This window comes from Nocardioides piscis, from assembly GCF_011300215.1.
In the GTDB taxonomy this organism is placed as follows: Bacteria; Actinomycetota; Actinomycetes; order Propionibacteriales; family Nocardioidaceae; genus Nocardioides; species Nocardioides piscis.
Window position 1 is genome coordinate 3429391 of sequence record NZ_CP049866.1, and the last position, 20188, is coordinate 3449578.

Sequence of the window (20188 nt, forward strand, 5' to 3'; positions counted from 1 at the left end):
GACGCTGTCGCGGTCTGCGTAACGTCGAGGGTCGTCGCGGCGCTTCCCCTCCGGGCCTTCTCGGTCCCGGACGTCGCCGGCGAGAGGAGGCTCGACCCTTGCCAGCTCCAGTGATCATCCGTGTCGTCGCCACGCTCGCGCTGTGTGGCATCGCGCTGACCGCGGCCCCGGCGGCGGCCGAGCACAAGCCGCTGCCGGGCCACCGCGACCTCACGCCACACGTCGTCAGGCCCGGGGACACCGCGACCGGACTGGCCACCCGCTTCCACGCGTGGACCGAGGAGCTGATCTCCCACAACCATCTCGGCCGGTCGGCTGCCCTGCGGGTCGGCCAGCGGATCGAGATCCCGGTCGTCGTCCGGCGCGGCGACGGGCCTGAGGCGTCGACGCCGGCCAAGGACCAGCAGACGGGTGGGTCGACCTCCCGCCCGGGTCCCAGCCGCGAGCGCGTGCGGAGGGTGATCCGCCGGGTGGCCGAACGCCGGGGGGTCGACCCCCAGCTCGCCCTCGCCGTCTCGTGGCAGGAGGCCGGCTGGCAGATGCACCACGTCTCCTCGGCCGGCGCCATCGGCGCCATGCAGGTGCTGCCGAGCACCGGACGCTGGATGGAGACCTATGCCGGGCGCGACCTGCGCCTGCGCAGGTTGCGTGACAACGCGGCTGCCGGCGTGCTGCTGCTCGGCGTGCTGCGCGACCACACGCCGACCCGACGCCAGCAGGTCGCTGCCTACTACCAAGGACTGGGCGCGGTGCAGCGCCACGGCGTCTACGAGGTCAGCAGGCCCTACGTCGACAACGTGCTGGCGATCAAACGGGCCCTGGAAGGCGGCGAGTCGCCCTGGTGAGCCACCCGACGCCACGCCGGGGGCGGCACGGGGCACCGCCCGACGGGGTGGGGTTCGTACGATGGAGCACCGGATCCTTCCCCGTCCGGCGATGGAGGTCGAGCTGTGGAGTCACGCGAGCACGCCCGCGCTGCGGGTCGAGGCGCCGCTGACGCGCTCGTCGGGCGACTCCTCGACCGGCGCTACCGCATCGGCCCGCGCATCGCCCGCGGCGGGATGGCGAGTGTCTATGAGGCCACCGACATCCGGCTCGACCGCACGGTGGCCGTCAAGGTGATGCACCCCGGCCTGGGCGACGACGACGACTTCGCCCAGCGGTTCGTCCGCGAGGCGAAGGCGGCCGCCCGGCTCAACCATCCCCACGTCGTCGGCGTCTATGACCAGGGCGACGAGGACGGGATCGTCTTCCTGGCGATGGAATACGTTCCGGGCCACACCTTGCGTGACGTCATCCGCAAGGAGGCGCCGATGTCGCCGGCGCGAGCGCTGGCCCTGCTGGAGCCGGTCGTCTCCGCCCTCGCGGCGGCCCATCGGGCCGGGCTGGTGCACCGCGACGTCAAGCCCGAGAACGTGCTGATCGCCGACGAGGCCCACGGCGGACAGGTCAAGGTCGCCGACTTCGGACTGGCCAAGGCGGTCAGCACCGACACCCAGCACACCGCGACCGGGGGCGTGCTGATCGGCACCGTGTCCTACCTCGCCCCCGAGCTCGTCGTCGACGGTCGCTCCGACGCACGCGCAGACGTCTATGCCGCCGGGGTCGTCCTCTACGAGCTCCTCACCGGCTCCAAGCCGCACGAGGGCGAGAGCCCCATCCAGGTCGCCTACCGGCACGTCCACCAGGACGTCGCAGCACCTTCGGCCTCAGCGCCGGGCATCCCGGCATACGTCGATGCGCTGGTCGCCCGCGCCACGGCGCGTGACCGTTCGCTGCGACCCGCCGACGCCGGGGTGTTCCTCCACCAGATCCACCGGGTGGCCCAGGCGGTGCGTGCCGGCGTGACCGAGGACGCCGAGCTCACTGCCGACCTCGCGCTGCCCGTGATCGAGCCCCCGGCCCACGGCGAGGACACCGCGCCCGAACCGTTCGACCCGATCGCGCTCGCGAACTACCGCGAGCTCGCCGTCGACCCCCCCGGTCCTCCGGACGACAACTCCCACACGACCGCCCTGGAGCGGCTGCCCGCGGCTGTGTCCGTCACCGCCACCCCTCCTTCCTCCCCCGGTCCTCGGCGCCTGTCGCCGCCGGTGCCGGTGGCGACGGCGCCTCGCCGACGCTCGGTCAAGGGCCCGCTCGCCTTCGTGCTGGTGGTGCTCCTGGTGGCCGGGATCGCCCTGAGCGCCTGGTGGTTCGGCTTCGCCCGCTACACCGCCACCCCCAGCGTCCTGGGGCTCACCGAGGCCGCCGCCGGCGTCCAGCTCGAGCAGGAAGGGCTGGTGGCCGGCGTCGGCGACCCACGCCACTCCGAGACGGTCGAGGCCGGGCTCGTGCTGACCACCGAGCCGGAGCCCGGGGAGCGCGTGCTGCGAGACGGCACCGTCACCCTCGTCGTGTCGCTCGGCCCCGAGCGCTACGACGTCCCGGCTGTGAAGGGCCTCACCGAGGACCAGGCCCAGGACGCCATCACCGAGACCTTCCTCGTGGTCGGTGAACGGGTGGAGAAGTTCAGCGACGTCGTGCCGGCCGGATCGATCATGCGCAGCGACCCCGCAGCCGGCACCACGGTGAAGCCCGACACGGTCGTCGACCTCGTCGTCAGCAAGGGCCGTCGTCCCATCCGGCTCAAGGACTGGACCGGCAAGGACGCCGACCAGGCGATCGCAGCGATGGAGAAGCGCAAGCTCGTCGTCGAGGTGTCCGGCGAGGAGTTCAGCGACACCGTGGACGAGGGCGACGTCATCTCCCAGGACCCCACGGCAGGCCCGCTCTTCAAGGGCGACACCGTCAACCTCGTGGTGTCCAAGGGGCCGGAGCTGGTCGAGGTGCCGAGGGTCATCGCCATGGGCGTGGAGTCCGCGACCGAGAAGCTCGAGGCCCTCGGCTTCGAGGTCGAGGTCGAGAACTCCGACAACTACATCGGCGTCGGCTTCGTCTTCAGCAGCTCCCCCGGCGCCGGCGACATGGTCGCCAAGGGCTCGACGATCACGCTCTACCTCATCTGAGTCTCGACGAGGGCGCAGGCCGAAGACCCGGCGCCCCGACCACCACGCCCGAACGGGGGTATCGCCAACCTTCGGGCGAGGTGGAACGTCTTGCTTGCCTGAACGCGCACGAACTCGAGGCTCAGCCCCGGGACCACTCCTCGCCCGGCATCCCCCCATACCCCCCGGGCGAGGAGTTCCCCCGACACGGCCTCGGAATGCACCGCTCTGGCTAGAGTGCGCGACATGCGGGACGTGAACCGCTCACTGCGGCTGGCCATCGTCGACGACTATCCCGTCGTCGTCGCAGGAGTCGCCGCGTTCTTGGCTGCCGAGCGAATCGATGTGGTCGAGACCGGCGCGATGGCGTCTGTCGTCAGCGACGTCGACATCGTCCTCTATGACACGTTCGGCCAGGTGGACGGCGTCGGCCTGGACCTGGAGGACTTCGTCCGCGACAGCGGCGCGAAGGTGGTCGTCTACAGCTGGAACCTCGAACCGCGCATGGTCGTGCAGGCGCTGGCCGGCGGGGCCAGTGGCTACCTCTCGAAGGTGCTCACCGGACCCCAGGTCGTCGACGCCCTCGAGCGAGTCATGCGCGGCGAGGTCGTCGTCATCACCGGGGACCACGAGACCAGTGTGGGCGGCGCAGGGGACTGGCCAGGACGGTCCGTGGGCCTCTCGCCGCGCGAAGCCGAGATGATTGCGTTGATCACCCAGGGGCTGAGCAACCAGGAGATCGCCGATCGCGTGTTCATCAGCATCAACTCGGTGAAGATGTTCATCCGTTCCGCCTATCGGAAGATGGGGGTCACGAGGCGAACCGAGGCAGTGATGTGGGCGGTGAAGAACGGCTTCGAGCCCGAGACACTGCGCACCGTCAATCCCGGGCTGCCGAGGCGGTTGACGTCTGAGGGGTGAGCTGCCCGCCGAAGGATCTGTCGGACAGGACGCTGGATAGGCTCCGTCGGTGACTGACGTGACCACAGCGACAGATCGACGCAGCTCCCTCCTCGCCACGCTGGCGCTGCTCGCGATGACCGCGTGCTGGGGCAGCACGTTCTTCCTGATCAAGGACCTCCTCGACCGGGTCCCGACGCTCGACTTCCTGGCCGTGCGCTTCGCGATCGCAGCGGCAGCGATGCTGCTCGTGGCTCCGCGGGCGGTCGCGCGGCTCTCCCCGGCGGTCCGTCGGCACGCGGTCGTCCTCGGTGGGCTCTATGGCGTCGCACAGATCCTGCAGACGGCCGGCCTGGCGCACACCCCGGCCAGCGTCAGCGGATTCATCACGGGGATGTATGTCGTGTGCACCCCCCTCTTCGCCGCCGTCATCCTGCGCACACGCATCGGTCTGCTGACCTGGGCCGCCGTGCTCCTGGCCACCGCGGGGCTCGGTGTCCTGACCCTCAGCGGCCTCAGCCTCGGCTACGGCGAGGCGATCACCCTCGTCGCCGCGATGCTCTATGCGCTCCACATCGTCGGCCTGGGCGCGTGGTCGACGCCGCAGGACGCCCTGGGGATGTCGATCCTGCAGGTCATCGTGATTGCCGTCATCTGTCTCGTCGCGACCGCACCGGACGGGGTCGTGCTGCCTGACAACGGCCGGGACTGGCTCTCGGTCCTCTACATGGCGATCTTCGCCGGCGCGCTGGCGCTGTTCGGCCAGACGTGGGCGCAGTCCCACCTGTCCCCGACGCGCAGCGCGATCATCATGAGCATGGAGCCGGTCTTCGCAGCCGGCTTCGCCGTGGCCCTCGGGGGTGAGGGCGTCACGTCCCGCCTGCTCATCGGCGGCGCCATGGTGCTGGCGGCCATGGTGCTCGTCGAGCTCGTGCCACGGCGTCACATCGAGGGCGAGGTCACACACATTGCGGTATGAGCGAGCGTTCTGGCCCGTACGCTTGCGCCTGTGGAGTCATGTGCACGATGCGGCCAGGAACTGGGGGTCGGCCGGTTCTGTCTGAACTGTGGCCACCCCGTCGGCCAGCCCGTGCCCGAGGACGAGGCACCCCTCGCCATACCTGCCGATGCTCCCCTGTCGGAGGCGGGCTCCAACGGGACGCCGCGGTGGCTGCCGGCCGTGCTCGGCGTCACCCTCGTGGTGGTGCTGCTCGTCGTGCTGGCGTCCTGTCTCGGCGGTGACGAGGACGACGAGCCCCTCGACCGCACCGCGGAGCGGCCGACAAACGCAGCGGTCAGCAGTGATGCGGCAGCAGAGCAGCGGCCCGTCGACCTGGGGCGACGCCTGCGGGTCAAGGCACCCCCGGCCGCCCCACCCACCCAGGACCTGGACGGCCAGCTCGCCGACTACGAGGCTGCCAACATGCTCGACGGGTCCCCGATGACGACGTGGCGCACGCCCGGCGACGCAACCGGGGAGACGATCACGTTCACGCTCGCCAAGCCCGCCACCGTCCGCCGCGTCGGGATCATCAACGGGTTCGCCAAGCAGGTGCCGAGCGGGAACACCCTCGTCGACTGGTATCCCAACAACCGGCGCATCACGGCCGTCGAGTGGGTCTTCGACGACGGGACCACCGTCCGGCAGGACCTGAGCGAGAAGCCCAAGCTCCAGCGCCTGACCATCGACCCGATCTCCACCTCCACCGTCAGGCTGCGCCTGCTCGGTGTCACGCCGCCGGGGCCGGGCGTGCTCGGGCGCGACTACACCGCGATCAGCGACGTGCTGATCGCCGGTGTCCTGTCCAGCTGAGCGCCACCCGGGCCTAGAGCCCGGCGAGCACCGCAGCGGCCTTCTCGGCCTCGGCGCGGGACACGTCGAGGTGCGTGACGAGGCGTACGGCGCGTGGCCCGACGGCGGAGATCCGCACCCCGGCTTCCGCAGCGGCCGCGACGAACGCCGCCGCGTCCGGACGCTGGGCCACCACGATGTTGGTGTCGACCGCGGCGGGGTCGACGCCGCAGGCCTCGGCCAGCAGCCGCGCGTTGGCATGGTCGTCGGCGAGCCGCTCCACGTGGTGGTCGAGGGCGTGCAGTCCCGCTGCCGCGAGGATCCCGACCTGCCGCATCCCGCCCCCGAGGCGCTTGCGCCAGATGCGGGCCTCGGCGACCGCATCCGCCGAGCCGATCATCAGCGACCCGATCGGTGCACCCAGCCCCTTGGACAGGCAGACGGCGACGACGTCGGCGATCGCGCCGTACGCGTCGAGCGGTGTCCCGGTCGCCACGTGGGCGTTCCAGATGCGGGCGCCGTCGAGGTGCACCCTGGCGCCCATGTCGCTCGTCCACGACCGCAGCGCCTGGAGGTCGGCCAGCGGGAGGACCGCCCCACCGGCGAAGTTGTGGGTGTTCTCGACCGAGATCGCGGTGGTCTCGACGAAGAACGGCCCCATGTCCGGGGCGAACAGCCCCTCGATCGCCGTCAGGGCGACCTGACCGCGGGGGTCGGTCCACGTGCGCATGGTCAGACCGGTGAAGGCCCCGTGGGCGCCGAGCTCGGCGCGGGCGATGTGCGCCGACGACTCGCACAGCACCTCCTGCCCGACTCCGACCAGCGAGCGCACCGCCAGCACGTTGGCCAGGGAGCCGGTGGGGGTGAAGAGCGCAGCCTCGTGGCCGAACAGCTCGGCCACCCGCTCCTCGAGCCGTCGCACGGTCGGATCCTCGCCATAGACGTCGTCGCCGACCTCGGCCGAGGCCATCGCGGCACGCATGGAGTCGGTCGGCCGGGTGAGGGTGTCTGAGCGGAGGTCGATCACGGCCTCAACCTATCCAGCGGCCGCGTGGGCGGTGAATGAGGCGGCTTCTCATGACCTCAGAAGCAGCCCCAAGCACCTCCCAGTTCGGCGAGCCCTCGAAGACACGCCCTCTGGCGGTGAGTGAGGCGGGTTCGGCACCCGCAGAAGCAGCGTCACTCACCGCCCCCAACAGGTATGGCGCAGCGCCGCCCAGGCTCAGGACTGGCGCAGCATCTCCGCGACGAGGAAGGCCAGCTCGAGGGACTGGACCCGGTTGAGGCGAGGGTCGACGACCGACTCGTAGCGGTGGGCCAGGCCGTGCTCGTCGATCTCCTCGCCGCCGCCGATGCACTCGGTGACGTCGTCGCCGGTCATCTCGACCATCATGCCGCCGGGCACGGTCCCGAGCGAGCGGTGGACGTCGAAGAAGCCCTGGATCTCGTCGAGCACGTCGTCGAAGCGACGGGTCTTGTAGCCGGTCGAGGTCTCGAACGTGTTGCCGTGCATGGGGTCGGAGATCCACGCGACCTCGACGCCCTCGGCTGTGACCTTCTCGACCAGCGGCGCCAGCCCGTCGCGGACCCGCGCAGCGCCGAAGCGGGTGATGAACGTGAGCCGCCCGGGCTCGTTCTCCGGGTTGAGCTTGGCGGCGAGTGACAGCGCATCGTCCGCGGTCGCGGTCGGGCCGAGCTTGACGCCGATCGGGTTGCGGATGTGGCGGAAGTATTCGACGTGCGCCCCGTCGAGCTGGCGCGTGCGCTCGCCGATCCAGACCATGTGGGCCGAGACGTTGTAGGGCAGCTCGGTGCGCGAGTCGATCCGCGTCATCGCGTGCTCGTAGTCCAGCAGCAGCGCCTCGTGGCTGGAGTGGAAGTCGACCCGGTGGAACTCGTCGGGGTCAGCACCGATGGCCTTCATGAAGGTCAGTGCCCGTTCGATCTCCCCCGCGACCAGCTCGTAGCGCTGTGCGTAGGGCGACTCGCGGACGAAGTCGTTGTTCCAGGTGTGGACCTGGCGCAGGTCTGCGAAGCCGCCGGTGACGAAGGCTCGCACCAGGTTGAGGGTCGCCGCGGACGCGTTGTAGACGTCGACCAGCCGCTGCGGGTCGGGGATGCGCGACTCCGGGGTGAACTCGAAGCCGTTGACCGCGTCGCCGCGGTAGGCCGGGAGGGTCTGGCCGTCCCGGGTCTCCATGTCGCTGGAGCGCGGCTTGGCGTACTGCCCGGCCAGCCGGCCGATCTTGACCACCGGCACGGACGCGGCATAGGTCAGCACGACGGCCATCTGCAGCAGCACCCGGAGCTTGTTGCGCACGTTGTCGGCGTTGACGTCGGCGAAGGTCTCCGCACAGTCGCCGCCGGCGAGCAGGAACGCCTCGCCCCGGCTGACGGCCGCGATCTTGGTCTTGAGGTCGTCGCACTCACCGGCGAAGACGAGCGGGGGTGCGAGGCGGAGCTTCTCGACCGCGGCCGTGACGGCAGCGCTGTCGGGATAGGTCGGCTGCTGCAGGGGGTGGAGGGCGTGCAGCTGCTCGAGGGTCGGGATGCTCACAAGGTCAAGGGTACGGCGACACGGGGCATCCGCCTGACTCGCGACCGATCTGCGAGCGCCCGGTCACTCCTCCCCCGCCTTCGCCAGCGGGATCTCGACGAACTCGAGACTGCCGCTGCGGTCGAACGAGATCTCGGAGACGGGATCGGCGTCGAACAGCACCGGGTCCGGCTCAGCCGTGCCCAGCAGGAGGGGACCTCCTGCCAGCGCCTCGGGAACGCGCCACACGTCCCCGTCGACGTCGGCGTGCAGGAGGTTGCGCTGGATCCCCACGAAGCCCAGGGCCCGGTCACGCAGACGTCGTGGGTCCGGCCGGAACCGCACCGCGATCGCGCCCTGCGTGGGCCTGGGCACCTCGATGACCTCCCCCGCCGACACACGCTGCCGTCCGACCCGACCCTCGTCCCCGCAGCGGTCGCTCGAGCGGGCATGGGCCGACCATTCCCCGTCCTCGGCCACCACCTCGAAGTGGCAGAGCAGTGCCAGCGTGTATGCCGGGGTCTCCCAGAGCGGATTCCGCTCGGGATAGGGCGTGTGCTCGCGCAGCACCCGGTGGTCGGGGTCCGCGAGCAGCGCGCTCGCATTGGCCTCGTCGAGCAGCGGGGTGTAGGCGCTGTAGTTCTGGAACACGGTCAGCGGCTGCCACTCCAGGTCGTGTGCCCAGACGGCGGAGATCTCCCAAGGGTCGACCGACACCGGATGGCCTTCCAGTGCTTCGAGGACCTCCGGGCCGATCGCGAGCTCATCGACCAGGTCGGCGCGAGCCTCGGCCAGCCGTTCGGGGTAGGCGGACGGCAGCGGGTCCGGCGGCCAAGCAGCCGGGGACAGGTCTCTCGTGGGCAGGATGGGCAGGTTGGCTGACATCAGGAGTGACAGCACGACCGCGATCGGGACAGCCATCCACACCACCGGCCGCCACACCCTGGTCCCGACCAGGGAGAGCAGCACCACCACCAGGCCGGTGTAGCCGGGGAGCAGGTGGGCGCCGTCCGCTCTGGTCAGCGCCGCCTTGCAGAAGAACAGCACCGCCCCCAGGCAGGCGACCTTCGCGACCCACGGCAGGTCGCGCGCCGTGATCACCGCGGCCACGGTGACCACCGCAGCACCGGCCATCAGCAGCGCGATCACCGACCACTCGAGATAGGCCATGCCGTCGGCGTAGCCACCCACGATGTCGGCGCCCAGCCGCAGCCACCCGACCACGTCGGTCAACGACTGCCCGGCTGCGACCCAGGACACGACGAAGCCCAGCCCGAAGGAACCCAGGCTCCACAGCCACAACGCCGGGCGTCGGCTCGCCACGACCACCAGCGCGACCACGGCCACCGCGAGCGCGCCCTCGGACAGCTTGATCTGCACCGAGAGCGCCGTCGCTGCCGAGGCGAGGGCCACTGCAGCGGTGGCGGGGCTCTCCCCCGAAGGCCGTCGCAGCTCGGTCAGTCCCCACGCCAGGAGGGCCAGCAGGAGGATCCATCCGGACTGGCTGCAGTTGCCGATCAGGAACGTGACGGCCACGGCGACCGGGACCCGCCAGGGACGCTCCGGCAGCAGTCGACGCAGGCAGAGGAAGAGGGTCGCGACAGCCAACACCCGGAAGCCGGCTGCGAGCCACAGGTCGCCCAGGTCGATCCCGCTCGGGGCGTCCAGGATTCCCCAGGGACCGTAGGTGAACGCCTGCTCGGAGCCGAGGGGGACGTCTCGCTCACGCCACAGCTGCAGCCCGATCATCCACGACGACTCGGGATCGCGCCGTGGCCAGTAGGCAGGGGCCAGTCGTCCGGCCTGCTCGAGCACGCCGATCAGCACGGCCACGACGCCCAGGACGATCCGTTCGTGCCGTCCACTCGTCTCCGCGACCTCGTGCGCCTCCACCTACCGCTCCCGCTTCGTGGCAGCGGTCTCCAGCGGGATCTCGACGATCTCCAGCTCACCGGCCCGGTCGAAGCTGATCGAACGTCCCGGCTCAGCACCGAACAGAACGGGCTCGCTGTCGGGGGCTCCCACGAGGAGAGGCCCTTGGGCCAGTGCCTCCGGCAGCCGCCACCGGGTCCCGTCCACGGTCGCGTGCAGGAGGTTGCGCGCGATGCCGAGCACTCCGAGCGCCCGATCAGTCGGCGCCCGGTGGTCGGGGGTGAAGCGCACTGCCACCAGAGCGCCGCGCGGGGTCGGAAGGGCGATCTCTTCGCCGGCAGCGACGCGGCGGGTCTGGACCTGCTGCTCGGCCCCACAGCGGCTCCGGCCGGTTCGGGCGTAGGCCGTCCAGGAGCCGTCCTCGGCCACGGCCCGGAAATGGCACAGCAGCGCCAACGTGTAGGCGGGTGACTCCCAGACCGGGTTTCGATCGTGGTGCACCTGTCGTTCGCGCAGCACCCGACGACCGCGGTCGGCGAGCAGGGCCTCAGCGTTGAGCTCGTCGAGACGCGGGGTGAAGACGCTGTACTGCTGGAACACCGGGAGCGGGCTCCAGTCCAGCTCGTGCGCCCACGCAGCAGAGATCTCCCACGGGTCCACGGAGACCGGGTGCCCACGCAGTGCCTCCACCACCTCCGGGTCGATCGACAGGTCGGCGACAAGGTCACTTCGCGCCTGCGCCACTTCCTTCTTCCGCTCGCTGGGCCACGCCGCCAGGGACGGGTCGTCGAAGGTGACCTGCCGCGGTGGGAGCAGCGGGGTCCCGACGATGAGGAGCAGGGCGAGGCAGGTGGCCACGACCAGTCCGAACGCCCCCACCACCATCGGCACGCCCCGGGCCGCCAGCAGCACGACGAGCACGGTCAGCACCGCGGCATACGCCGGCATGAGGTGCCCCCCGTCGGGCATCCCCAGCGCGAGGCGGCCGAAGAACGCCAACGCACCGAGCGCACACACCCTGCCCAGCAGGGGCAGTCCGCGCGCCGTCAGAGCCGTCAGGGCCGTCGCGACCAGGGCCAGCAGCAGGACGACGAACAGGATGTTCGGGTCCTCGTAGTTCATCGCGTCGCTGTAGCCCCGCACGACCTCCCAGCCGAGCCGCAGCCACTCGGGCACGTCGACCAGGTCGCTGCCGGCCCACACCCACAGGATGGGGAAGGCCACCACGAACGCGACCACCGCGACGATGGCCGAGCGCAGCCGGTCCCCCGCGAGGACAAGCACTCCCACGAGCGCGACCCCCAGGACGCCTTCGGTGAACTTCATCTGGAAGAGCAGTGCGCTGACCGTGGCCGCGACCGCCACGGCCCACCAGGGTGGTCGCACACGGCGGATGGTGGTTGTCAGCACCCACGCGGTCATCGCGAGCAGCAGGATCCAGCCCGGCTGACCGCCGTTGGCAACGAGCAGGCACACCACCGCGGCGACCGGCACGGCGAAGCGCAGCGACCGGAGAGTCGATGCGATGGCGAGGAACAGCAGCATGACCGCTACGAATCGCAGACTGCCTGATGCGACCAGGGTCACCGGGTCGACGCCGCTGGGTGACGCCAGGAATCCCCAGGGCCCATAGCTGAAGATGAAGTCCGGCCCGAAGGAGATCTCCTGCCCACGCACGAGGTCCAGACCGAGCATCCAGCTGAAGTCCAGGTGCCGGCGCGGCCACTGGGCCGGAAGCACCCTGCCGACCTGGTCGACGAGACCGACGACGACGGCCGCCAGTCCCAGCCAGACCCGGCTCCGCCCACCTGGTCCTTGACGGGATGCGTCTGCGGGACCGTCGTCGGGAACTGGCACGGCGAGAACCTAGTGCATGACAGCGCCCCCCGAGGGCCGATCTCGGGTGGAGCTGCGGGACGTGTCGACTACTTCTCGAGGTGCTCGATGTCGCGGAAGCCGGTCTTCTTGGCTCGCACGCCACGGTTGGTCAGCCAGGTGATGGCCCAGAGCACGACGCCGATCGCGACCAGCCCCAGCGCGATCTGGTATTCGAGCAGGTCGCGGTCGGAGATCTGGGGAACGATCAGGAAGACGCACAGCGCTCCGGCCAGCGCCGGGGTCGGACCGGGCGAGCGGAAGAAACCCTCGGCCGGGTCCCGCCGCAGGACGAGGCACGCCACGTTGACCACGGCGAAGACCGCGAGCAGCAGCAGTGACGTCGTGCCCGACAGTGAGCCGACGATCGATGAGTCCGACTGGGTCGAGACATACCAGATGAGAGCCAGGGCCAGCAGCGTGGAGAAGATGATCCCGACGTATGGCGCCCTGGTGCCCGGCGACACCTTGCCCAACGACCGCGGAAGGACGTCCTGCCTGCCCATGCCGTAGAGCAGCCGGCTGGCCATCAGCATGTTGATGAGTGCGGTGTTGGCGACTGCAAACACCGCGAGGAACGGGAAGATGCGGTCCATCGGAAGGTCGGGCGCCCCCTTGGACACCACCTCGAGCAGGGCGCGACCCTCGGCCTCGTTGATCGTCGCGAGCTCGCCGGGGGTGAGGACGGCCACGACGGCCACGGCGACCAGCATGTAGATGATGACCGCGACCCCGAGACCGGTGAGCATCGTCCGCGGGAAGATCTTCTGTGGCTCCTTGGTCTCCTCGACCATGTTGACCGAGTCCTCGAAGCCGACCATCGCGAAGAACGCGACCGACGTCGCGGCGGTGACCGCCATGAACAGACCCTTGTCGTCGGCCCCCTCGAAGGTCGTGATCCGGCTGAGGTCACCCTCGCCCTGCGCCATCGCGTAGAAACCGATGGCGATCACGATGCTGAGGGCGAGCATCTCCACGAGCGTCAGCATCACGTTGAACTTCACCGACTCGCCGACCCCGCGCAGGTTGATCAGGGCGAGCAGCACCATGAATGCCATGGCGATCGCCGTCACGATGCCCGTGCTCGGCAGCTCGTCCAGCCAACCGTTGGCGACGAACCCGCCGGTGAGGTTCTGGGCGAGCACGTTGGCCGACGTCGACGCACTGGTGACGCCGGAGCAGATCACCGCGAACGCCACCAGGAACGTCACGAAGTGGATGCCGAACGCCTTGTGCGTGTAGAGCGCGGCCCCTGCGGCCTGCGGATACTTGGTGACCAGCTCCAGGTAGGACAGAGCCGTCAACGTCGCCACGACGAACGCGACGAGGAACGGCAGCCAGACGACACCGCCGACGATGCCGGCCATCTGGCCGGTGACCGCATAGACCCCGGCACCGAGGATGTCACCGATGATGAAGAGCAGGAGAAGCTTGGGCCCCATCACCCGCTTGAGCTCGAGCTCGGTCCCGCTGGCTTCCGGCTCCGCAGTGCGACTGCTCATACCCGTGCTCCTCGAGTAGTCAGGAAGATTCCCTTTACTCTGGACTCACGGGAGGGTGAAGGCAAGCACCCCGTGAGCGGACCTCAGCCGAAGAAGACCGCTGCTTCGGCATACTCCTGCTCGCTCACGAGCTTGAGCTCGCCGGTGCCGTCGCGCAGTGGCACCCGTTCGATGCGGGTCCCGCGCAGCGCCATCATGGTGCCGAAGTCGCCCTCGGCCACGGCGTCGATGGCCTGCAGGCCGAAGCGGGTGGCCAACCAGCGGTCGAAGGCCGTGGGAGTCCCGCCGCGCTGGACGTGACCGATCACCACGGTCCGCGCCTCCTTGCCGGTGCGCGCCTCGATCTCGCTGGCCAGGCGATCGCCGATGCCACCGAGCCGGACGTGGCCGAAGGCGTCCTTCTCCCCCGACGCGATCGTCATCTCCCCGCCCTCTCGTGGCACCGCGCCCTCCGACACCACGATGATCGGCGCGTACTTGCTCTTGAACCTGGTCTCGACGCGGGCGCAGACGTCCTCGATGTCGAAGGGCTGCTCGGGGATCAGCACCATGCTGGCGCCGCCGGCGATGCCACTGTGCAGCGCGATCCAGCCGGCGTGCCGCCCCATCACCTCCACGACCAGGACGCGGTGGTGGGACTCGGCGGTGGTGTGCAGCCGGTCGATGGCCTCCGTGGCGATGTTGACCGCCGTGTCGAACCCGAAGGTGAAGTCGGTGGCACTGAGGTCGTTGTCGATCGTCTTGGGCACGCCGACCACGTCGACCCCCAGGTCGGCCAGCTTGGTGGCGACGCCCAGGGTGTCCTCACCGCCGATCGCGACCAGCGCGTCGACGCCGTCGCGCTCGAGGTTGGCCCTGATCTTCTCCACGCCGTCCTCGACCTTGAACGGGTTGGTCCGGCTGGAGCCGAGGATGGTGCCGCCACGGGGCAGGATGCCGCGGCACTCCTCGACACCGAGCGGCATCGTCAGGCCCTCCAGGGGCCCCTTCCATCCGTTGCGATAGCCGACGAACTCAAACCCGTGCGCCTGCACGCCCTTGCGGACCACAGCACGGATCACCGCATTCAGCCCCGGGCAGTCGCCGCCACCAGTCAACACTCCGACACGCATGCTGCCACCGTACGCACCCCTAGGGTGAGAGTCATGACCTTCTCCATCGTGGCCCGATCCGACGACGGCGAGTCGTGGGGCGTGGCCGTTGCCTCCAAGTTCCTCGCGGTCGGTTCCGCGGTCCCGGCTGCCGTCGCCGGGGTGGGGGCGATCGCCACCCAGGCCGACGCCAACGTCTCCTACAAGTTCCTCGCGCTCGCCCACCTCGACGACGGCGCGACCGCCCCGGTGGCTCTCGACCGGTTGATCGAGGACGACGACGGCCGCGCCCACCGCCAGGTCGGGATCGTCGACCTGGACGGCAACGCGGCGACATACACCGGCGAGGAGTGCTTCGACTGGGCGGGTGGGCGCAGCGGCCCGGGCTATGCGATCCAGGGCAACATCCTCACCGGCCCGGAGGTCGTGGAGGCGATGGAGGCGGCCTGGCTGGCCTCGGCGGGTGAGTCGCTGGCGCGCCGGCTGACCGGCGCACTGGCCGCGGGCGACCAGGCGGGCGGTGACTCGCGCGGGCGGCAGTCCGCGGCGCTGCTGGTCGTCAAGGACGGGGCAGGATATGGCGGTCTCGACGACGTGGCTGCAGACCTGCGGGTCGACGACCACGCCGATCCGGTCACCGAGCTGCTGCGGCTGCTCGACCTGAACGACCTCTACCTCACTGCCTCCACGCCCGAGGAGCAGGTGCCGGTGACCGAGGAGCTCCAGGCCGAGCTCGAAGGATTCGCGCAGGCCAAGGGCCTCGAGCACTTCCGGGAGTGGGTGGGCTCGGAGAACTACGAGATGCGGGTCGCGCCAGGGCTCCGTCCCGCTTGGATAGACCAGCGCATCCTGGACATCATCCGCAAGGAGCTGCCATGAGTGTGCTGGCGATCGACGCCGGGACCGCGGGCGTCACCGCCGTGGTCGTCTCTGTGCAGGGAACGATCGTCGCGAAGGGCTACCAGGAGTTCTCCCAGCACTTCCCGCAGTCGGGCTGGGTCGAGCACTCTCCCGAGGAGATCTGGCAGGCGACACTGGAGGCGACCCGGGAGGTGCTGACCAAGGTCGACGCGAGCGAGCTGACCGCGATCGGGATCACCAACCAGCGCGAGACGATCGTGCTGTGGGACCGCGAGACCCTCGGGTCACCCCGTCGCGCGATCGTCTGGCAGGACCGCCGTACCGCCGACATCTGCACCCGGCTGCGGGACGAGGGCCACGAGGACCGGGTCAGTGAGCTCACCGGGCTACGACTCGACCCCTACTTCTCGGCCACCAAGCTGATGTGGCTGGCGGAGCACGAGCCCAACACGTGGGCCCTCGTGGAGTCGGGCCGATATGCCGTGGGGACGGTCGACTCCTACCTCATCGCCCGGATGACCCGGGGCACGTGGCACGTCACCGACGTCTCCAACGCCAGCCGGACCCTGCTCTTCGACCTCGAGGCCGGTGACTGGTCCGACGAGCTCTGCTCGCTCTTCGGCGTCCCTCGCGACGCCCTGCCCGACCTCGTCCCGAGCTGGGGAGAGATCGCAACGTGCGAGCCGGCCACGTTCCTCGGCCTCGCGCTGCCGATCGCCGGCATCGCCGGAGACCAGCAGTCCGCGCTCTTCGGGCAGACCTGCTTCGACGAGGGCGACTCCAAGTGCACCTACGGCACCGGCTCCTTCATCCTGACCAACACCGGTTCCAGCGTCGTGCGCTCCGAGGCCGGCCTGCTCAACACCGCCGCGTGGCGATCCCCCGACGGCACCCTCACCTACGCCACCGAGGGCGCGATCTTCGTCACCGGCGCGGCCGTGCAGTGGCTGCGCGACGGGCTCCAGATCGTCGGCTCCGCCGCAGAGACCGATGCCATCGCCTCCACGGTGCCCGACACCAACGGCGTCGTGTTCGTCCCGGCCCTCACCGGGCTGGGCGCGCCCCACTGGGACCCGCACGCACGCGGACTCATCATCGGCATCACCCGCGGCACCACCCGCGCCCACATCGTGCGCGCGACCCTGGAGGCGATCGCCTTCGAGGTGCGCGACGTCCTGGCCACGATGCCCTCGATCGCCACCCTCCGCGTCGACGGCGGAGCCGCCGCCAACGACCTGCTCTGCCAGCTCCAGGCAGACCAGGTCGGTCTCCCGGTCGAACGTCCCGAGATCGTTGAGACGACGGCCCTCGGCGCGGCGTTCCTGGCCGGCCTGGGGACGGGGACGTGGGACTCCACCGATGCGCTGCGCGAGACCTGGTCGCTCGAGAAGCGGTTCGAGCCGGCCGCCGAGCGCAAGTCGGCCGACCTGGACTACGCCCGCTGGCAGGACGCGGTCGAGCGGTCCAAGGGCTGGGCTGGCTGATCAACCCTGTCGGACTCGCCACCACGTATGGCGAGTGGTTGCTCAGCCGAGCCGGGCCAGCGCCTCCTCGGCCGTCGCCAGTGCCGCCTCGGTCTCGGCAAGCGAGTCCGCTGCTTCCGACTTCACGTCCTCGGCGTCCGCGAGCTCGTCGTCATTGGCCTCGAGATCACTGTCCAGCTGGGCGAGACGTCGCTTGAGCTCGTCGACCTCGGCCTGCAGCTGGAGCGACTTCGCCTCCAGCGCCTCGACCTCGTCCGAGGCGGCCGTCAGCGCCTCCCGTGCCGACTCGACCTCGGCCCGGGCGTCCTCGACGTCCCGGGCCGCTGCCTTCCTGACCTTCTCGTCTGCCTCCGGATCGGGCACGACATGGAGGTCGGGGCGTCTGGGGCCGACCGCCTCGGTCGGCGCTGCCGCGAAGCCCATGGCCTCCGGGACGGCCAACGCCGCCGCGACCTCGACCTCGCCCATCCCGGTGACGGTGAGACCGGCCACCAGGAGCCCGCTGCGCACAGCGGCTGCTGCGTCCTCGTCGACCATGCCCGCCGTCAGCGTGGCCTCGACCTGGTCGGCCACGGCGGCGGTCACCCGCACCCCCTCCTCGTGGGCGAGACCTCGGGCCCGGGACGTCACGGCCGCGGTCAGCTGGCGTCGCTGACGCGTCAGGGCGCGGAGCTCGTCGCCGTCGAGGTTGGTCTGGGCCTCTCGCAGGGCGGCCCCGACGTCGAGCACCTGCTCGACCTGCGGTGCGTCGCGGCGTACGAGGAGGTTCACGACCCACGCCGCGAGGGAGGGCTTCTTCAGCGCCTTGATCCGCGCCGCCAGGCCCTTGTCCGCCTTGTGCTCCCGGACGAGCGAGTCCCGCGTCGGCGTGAAGTCGCCGAGCGGCAAGCCATAGAGCCGGTCGGCGATCTCGAGCAGCGGGTCGGTCACACCCGGATCCTAGGCAGGGCCGCGGGAAGCGCGCTCAGGCGCCGTCGTCGTCGTCGAGGCCGTGCGCGATCGCCCACCGGGTCAGCTGCACCCGGTTGTTCATCTGCAGCTTGCGCAGCGTGTTCTGGACGTGGTTCTGCACCGTGCGGTGGGAGATGACCAGCCGGTCAGCGATCTGCTTGTAGCTCATCCCCTTCGCGACCATCTTGAGGATCTCGGTCTCGCGCTCGGTCAGCTCGTCGCGGGGGTCGTCGGCCGGGCCGTCGGCCATGCGGCGGAACTCGCCGAGGACCAGCCCGGCGAGGCCAGGAGTGAAGACGGTGTCGCCGGCTGCCACGCGGCGTACGGCGTCGAGCAGCTCCTCGCGCGAGGCCGACTTCACCAGATAGCCGGTCGCACCGGCCTTGACCGCCTCCAGGACGTCCTGCTGCTCACCCGAGGCGGAGAGGATCAGGACCCGTGCCGCGGGGTCGTGCTGGAGGACCTGGGCGGTGACCTCGACTCCGTTGGGGCCGGGGATCTGGAGGTCCAGGACCACGACCTGCGGGCGCGCGGCCGGGAACCTCGCCAGTGCCTGATGGCCGTCCGCCGCCACGGCGACGACGTCGAAGCCGGCGGCGATCAGGTCGCGCTCGACCGCGTCGCGCCACATCGGGTGGTCGTCGACGACCATCAGACGGATCGGGTCGCTCATGGCAGCGACCCTAGTGGGAGTAGCGACCCCGTCGGTGGAGCAGCGGGTCGTCGGCGTCGCCCACCTCGACCCGGTCGATGCGCACCAGCACCTCGAGCGACCAGCCGATCCGGCGGCTGCTCTCGACCGTGCCCTCGGCCCACGTGTCGATGTCGGCCAGTCGCGGTCCGGCTGGGGTGTCCAGCCACGTGTCGGCTGCGAAGAGCCCGCCCGGCGCCGGCATCTGCCCCGCGAACTGCTCGGCGAGGTCGCGATGGCGCCACTGGAGGAGGTGGATCACGCACCGCTCGTCGGCCGCGTCCAGCACGTCGGCGAGGTCGGAGTCGGGGTCGAGGAGCGCCACGGCGTACGGCGGGGCGCCAGGCACCACCAGCAGGGAGGACACCGTGAGGCCCGCACGTCCCGCACCGGACCCCGCGGTCCACAGGGACACCTGCCCTCCGAGCCGGCCGCGGAGCTGACGCGCGGCCTCGCGGGCGCCGTCGGGGTCGGCGAACGGGTGGCCGGAGTGGATGCTCATCGCGGGACGGCCAGCTCCCACTCGGTCCCGTGCGCCCCGGTGTCGAGCGTCGCCGTACCCCCGAGGTCTGCGATCCGGCCGCGGATCGACTCGCTGACCCCGAGCCGTCCCTCGCCGGCTGCCCCGTCCAGCCGACCGGGCGCGATCCCCGGCCCGCTGTCGCGGACGGAGACGACCACCTGATCGGGCAGGGCCTCGAGCAGCACCCACGCCTGGGCGTCCTCCCCCACGTGGTCGGCGACGTTGTCGAGACAGGCCCGCACGGCAGCGACGAGCTCGGCGGCCGCATCGGCGCGCAGCTCCACGGGGACGCCGGGGGTCACGACCTCGACGCGCAGCCGATGGCCGCTTCCGAGCTCTTCGAGCATCCCGGCCACGTCGCGCACCGCGCTGCCGGCCGACACGGTCCCCTGCTGACGGATCAGCGATCGCAGCACCCGCTCCTGCTCACCCGCCAGTCGACCCAGCTCGGCGAAGTCGGCATCGGCCGAGGCACTGCCTCGTCGCTGCACCAGCGCGAGCACCTGCAGCACCCCGTCGTGGACCGCCCGCGCCAGCCTGGTCCGCTCCTCGGCGGCTGCGGCGATCCGCTGCGCCTCGTCGCGCTCGGCCGCCATCCGCTGGAGCGACTCACACATGTAGCCGACGATCGGACCGCCGATCATCAGCAGGAAGACGTTGCCGTAGTTGGCCTGGTCGATCGAGTCACGCAGCCCGAGGTCGACCACCGACAACGCACAGGCCGCCACCAGGCCGCCCTTCCAGTGCCAGTGGATCGCCCAGGCCAGCAGCGCGCCCATCACCCAGAAGCCGGGGATGGTCGCGTTGAAGTCGGGCCCCTTGACCAGCGGGGTGGCCGCCACCGCACCCACCGCGAAGGCCAGGTCGGCGACGAACAGCAGGGGCGTACGGCGTCGGGCGCTCGCCGTCGCCCAGATCACGAACCCCGTCCAGGCGACGAGCACGACAAGCACGAGGAGTGCGACCCAGGGGTGGTCGTAGTTGGCTCGGCGATAGACGTTCAGGACGATCAGGTTGATCGTCACGACGAGCCGCACGAGGCTCAGGGCCCGGAAGAGCCGGTCCTCGACCGCGACCCCGGCGCGTGACGAGCGTGTCGTCGTGCCCGACCCCGCCATGGATG

Annotated in this window: 17 protein-coding genes; 7 read left to right on the top strand and 10 right to left on the bottom strand. The window is 70.6% G+C overall.

The annotated features are described in order from the left end of the window. Positions 1 to 98: 98 nt before the first annotated feature. The 5 genes from G7071_RS16840 (at position 99) to G7071_RS16860 (ending at position 5700) form a co-directional block, all read left to right on the top strand. Positions 99 to 845 (top strand): transglycosylase SLT domain-containing protein, encoded by a 747-nt coding sequence (locus tag G7071_RS16840; RefSeq protein WP_166320539.1) that lies wholly within the window; start codon positions 99 to 101, stop codon positions 843 to 845. Between the two features lie 105 nt (positions 846 to 950). Next, positions 951 to 3008: a Stk1 family PASTA domain-containing Ser/Thr kinase gene (pknB, locus tag G7071_RS16845; protein ID WP_246210103.1), complete on the top strand. Its 2058-nt coding sequence runs from the start codon at positions 951 to 953 to the stop codon at positions 3006 to 3008. A 225-nt stretch (positions 3009 to 3233) separates the two neighbouring features. Then, positions 3234 to 3908 carry a LuxR C-terminal-related transcriptional regulator gene (locus G7071_RS16850; protein WP_166320540.1) on the top strand — a complete coding sequence of 225 codons (675 nt, stop codon included), beginning with the start codon at positions 3234 to 3236 and terminating at the stop codon, positions 3906 to 3908. A 49-nt stretch (positions 3909 to 3957) separates the two neighbouring features. Then, the gene (locus tag G7071_RS16855; RefSeq protein WP_246210104.1) at positions 3958 to 4866 is read left to right on the top strand and encodes a DMT family transporter; all 909 of its coding nucleotides are present in this window, start codon (positions 3958 to 3960) and stop codon (positions 4864 to 4866) included. A gap of 111 nt (positions 4867 to 4977) precedes the next feature. Beyond that, entirely contained in the window at positions 4978 to 5700 is a 723-nt protein-coding gene (locus G7071_RS16860; RefSeq protein ID WP_166320541.1) for a discoidin domain-containing protein, read from the top strand. Positions 5701 to 5713: 13 nt separating this feature from the next. Here G7071_RS16860 and G7071_RS16865 read toward each other — a convergent pair whose 3' ends face one another. The 6 genes from G7071_RS16865 to G7071_RS16890 all read right to left on the bottom strand — a co-directional run bounded on the left by G7071_RS16865 (position 5714) and on the right by G7071_RS16890 (position 14576). Continuing rightward, positions 5714 to 6706: a threonine aldolase family protein gene (locus G7071_RS16865; protein ID WP_166320542.1), complete on the bottom strand. Its 993-nt coding sequence runs from the start codon at positions 6704 to 6706 to the stop codon at positions 5714 to 5716. 195 nt (positions 6707 to 6901) lie between these two features. Next, positions 6902 to 8236, bottom strand: coding sequence for a class II 3-deoxy-7-phosphoheptulonate synthase (locus G7071_RS16870; RefSeq protein ID WP_166320543.1), 1335 nt, complete (start codon positions 8234 to 8236; stop codon positions 6902 to 6904). A 63-nt stretch (positions 8237 to 8299) separates the two neighbouring features. Next, positions 8300 to 10108, bottom strand: coding sequence for a hypothetical protein (locus G7071_RS16875; protein ID WP_166320544.1), 1809 nt, complete (start codon positions 10106 to 10108; stop codon positions 8300 to 8302). Further along, positions 10109 to 11944 carry a hypothetical protein gene (locus tag G7071_RS16880; protein ID WP_166320545.1) on the bottom strand — a complete coding sequence of 612 codons (1836 nt, stop codon included), beginning with the start codon at positions 11942 to 11944 and terminating at the stop codon, positions 10109 to 10111. It lies immediately after the preceding gene. A gap of 68 nt (positions 11945 to 12012) precedes the next feature. Continuing rightward, positions 12013 to 13464, bottom strand: a complete 1452-nt coding sequence (locus tag G7071_RS16885) for an APC family permease (protein WP_166320546.1) — start codon at positions 13462 to 13464, stop codon at positions 12013 to 12015. A gap of 83 nt (positions 13465 to 13547) precedes the next feature. Next, positions 13548 to 14576 (bottom strand): 6-phosphofructokinase, encoded by a 1029-nt coding sequence (locus tag G7071_RS16890; protein WP_166320547.1) that lies wholly within the window; start codon positions 14574 to 14576, stop codon positions 13548 to 13550. A gap of 33 nt (positions 14577 to 14609) precedes the next feature. Between G7071_RS16890 and G7071_RS16895 the strand changes: the two genes are divergently transcribed. Both G7071_RS16895 and glpK read left to right on the top strand, forming a co-directional pair. After that, on the top strand, positions 14610 to 15434 hold the full coding sequence (locus G7071_RS16895; protein ID WP_166320548.1) for a DUF1028 domain-containing protein: 825 nt from the start codon (positions 14610 to 14612) through the stop codon (positions 15432 to 15434). After that, entirely contained in the window at positions 15431 to 16900 is a 1470-nt protein-coding gene (gene glpK, locus G7071_RS16900; RefSeq protein WP_166320549.1) for a glycerol kinase GlpK, read from the top strand. Before G7071_RS16895 ends, glpK begins: the two co-directional genes overlap by 4 nt. Positions 16901 to 16942: 42 nt before the next feature. Here the strand turns inward: glpK and G7071_RS16905 are convergent, their stop codons facing one another. The 4 genes from G7071_RS16905 to macS are packed head-to-tail and all read right to left on the bottom strand — an operon-like array spanning position 16943 to position 20183. Further along, positions 16943 to 17830 carry a hypothetical protein gene (locus tag G7071_RS16905; protein WP_166320550.1) on the bottom strand — a complete coding sequence of 296 codons (888 nt, stop codon included), beginning with the start codon at positions 17828 to 17830 and terminating at the stop codon, positions 16943 to 16945. A 34-nt stretch (positions 17831 to 17864) separates the two neighbouring features. Then, the gene (locus G7071_RS16910) at positions 17865 to 18524 is read right to left on the bottom strand and encodes a response regulator (protein WP_166320551.1); all 660 of its coding nucleotides are present in this window, start codon (positions 18522 to 18524) and stop codon (positions 17865 to 17867) included. A 10-nt stretch (positions 18525 to 18534) separates the two neighbouring features. After that, positions 18535 to 19044 carry a flavin reductase family protein gene (locus tag G7071_RS16915; protein ID WP_166320552.1) on the bottom strand — a complete coding sequence of 170 codons (510 nt, stop codon included), beginning with the start codon at positions 19042 to 19044 and terminating at the stop codon, positions 18535 to 18537. Then, a complete protein-coding gene (gene macS, locus G7071_RS16920; protein ID WP_166320553.1) occupies positions 19041 to 20183 on the bottom strand; it encodes a MacS family sensor histidine kinase in 1143 nt (380 codons plus the stop codon). The genes G7071_RS16915 and macS overlap by 4 nt, the downstream gene beginning before the upstream one ends. Positions 20184 to 20188: the final 5 nt, after the last annotated feature.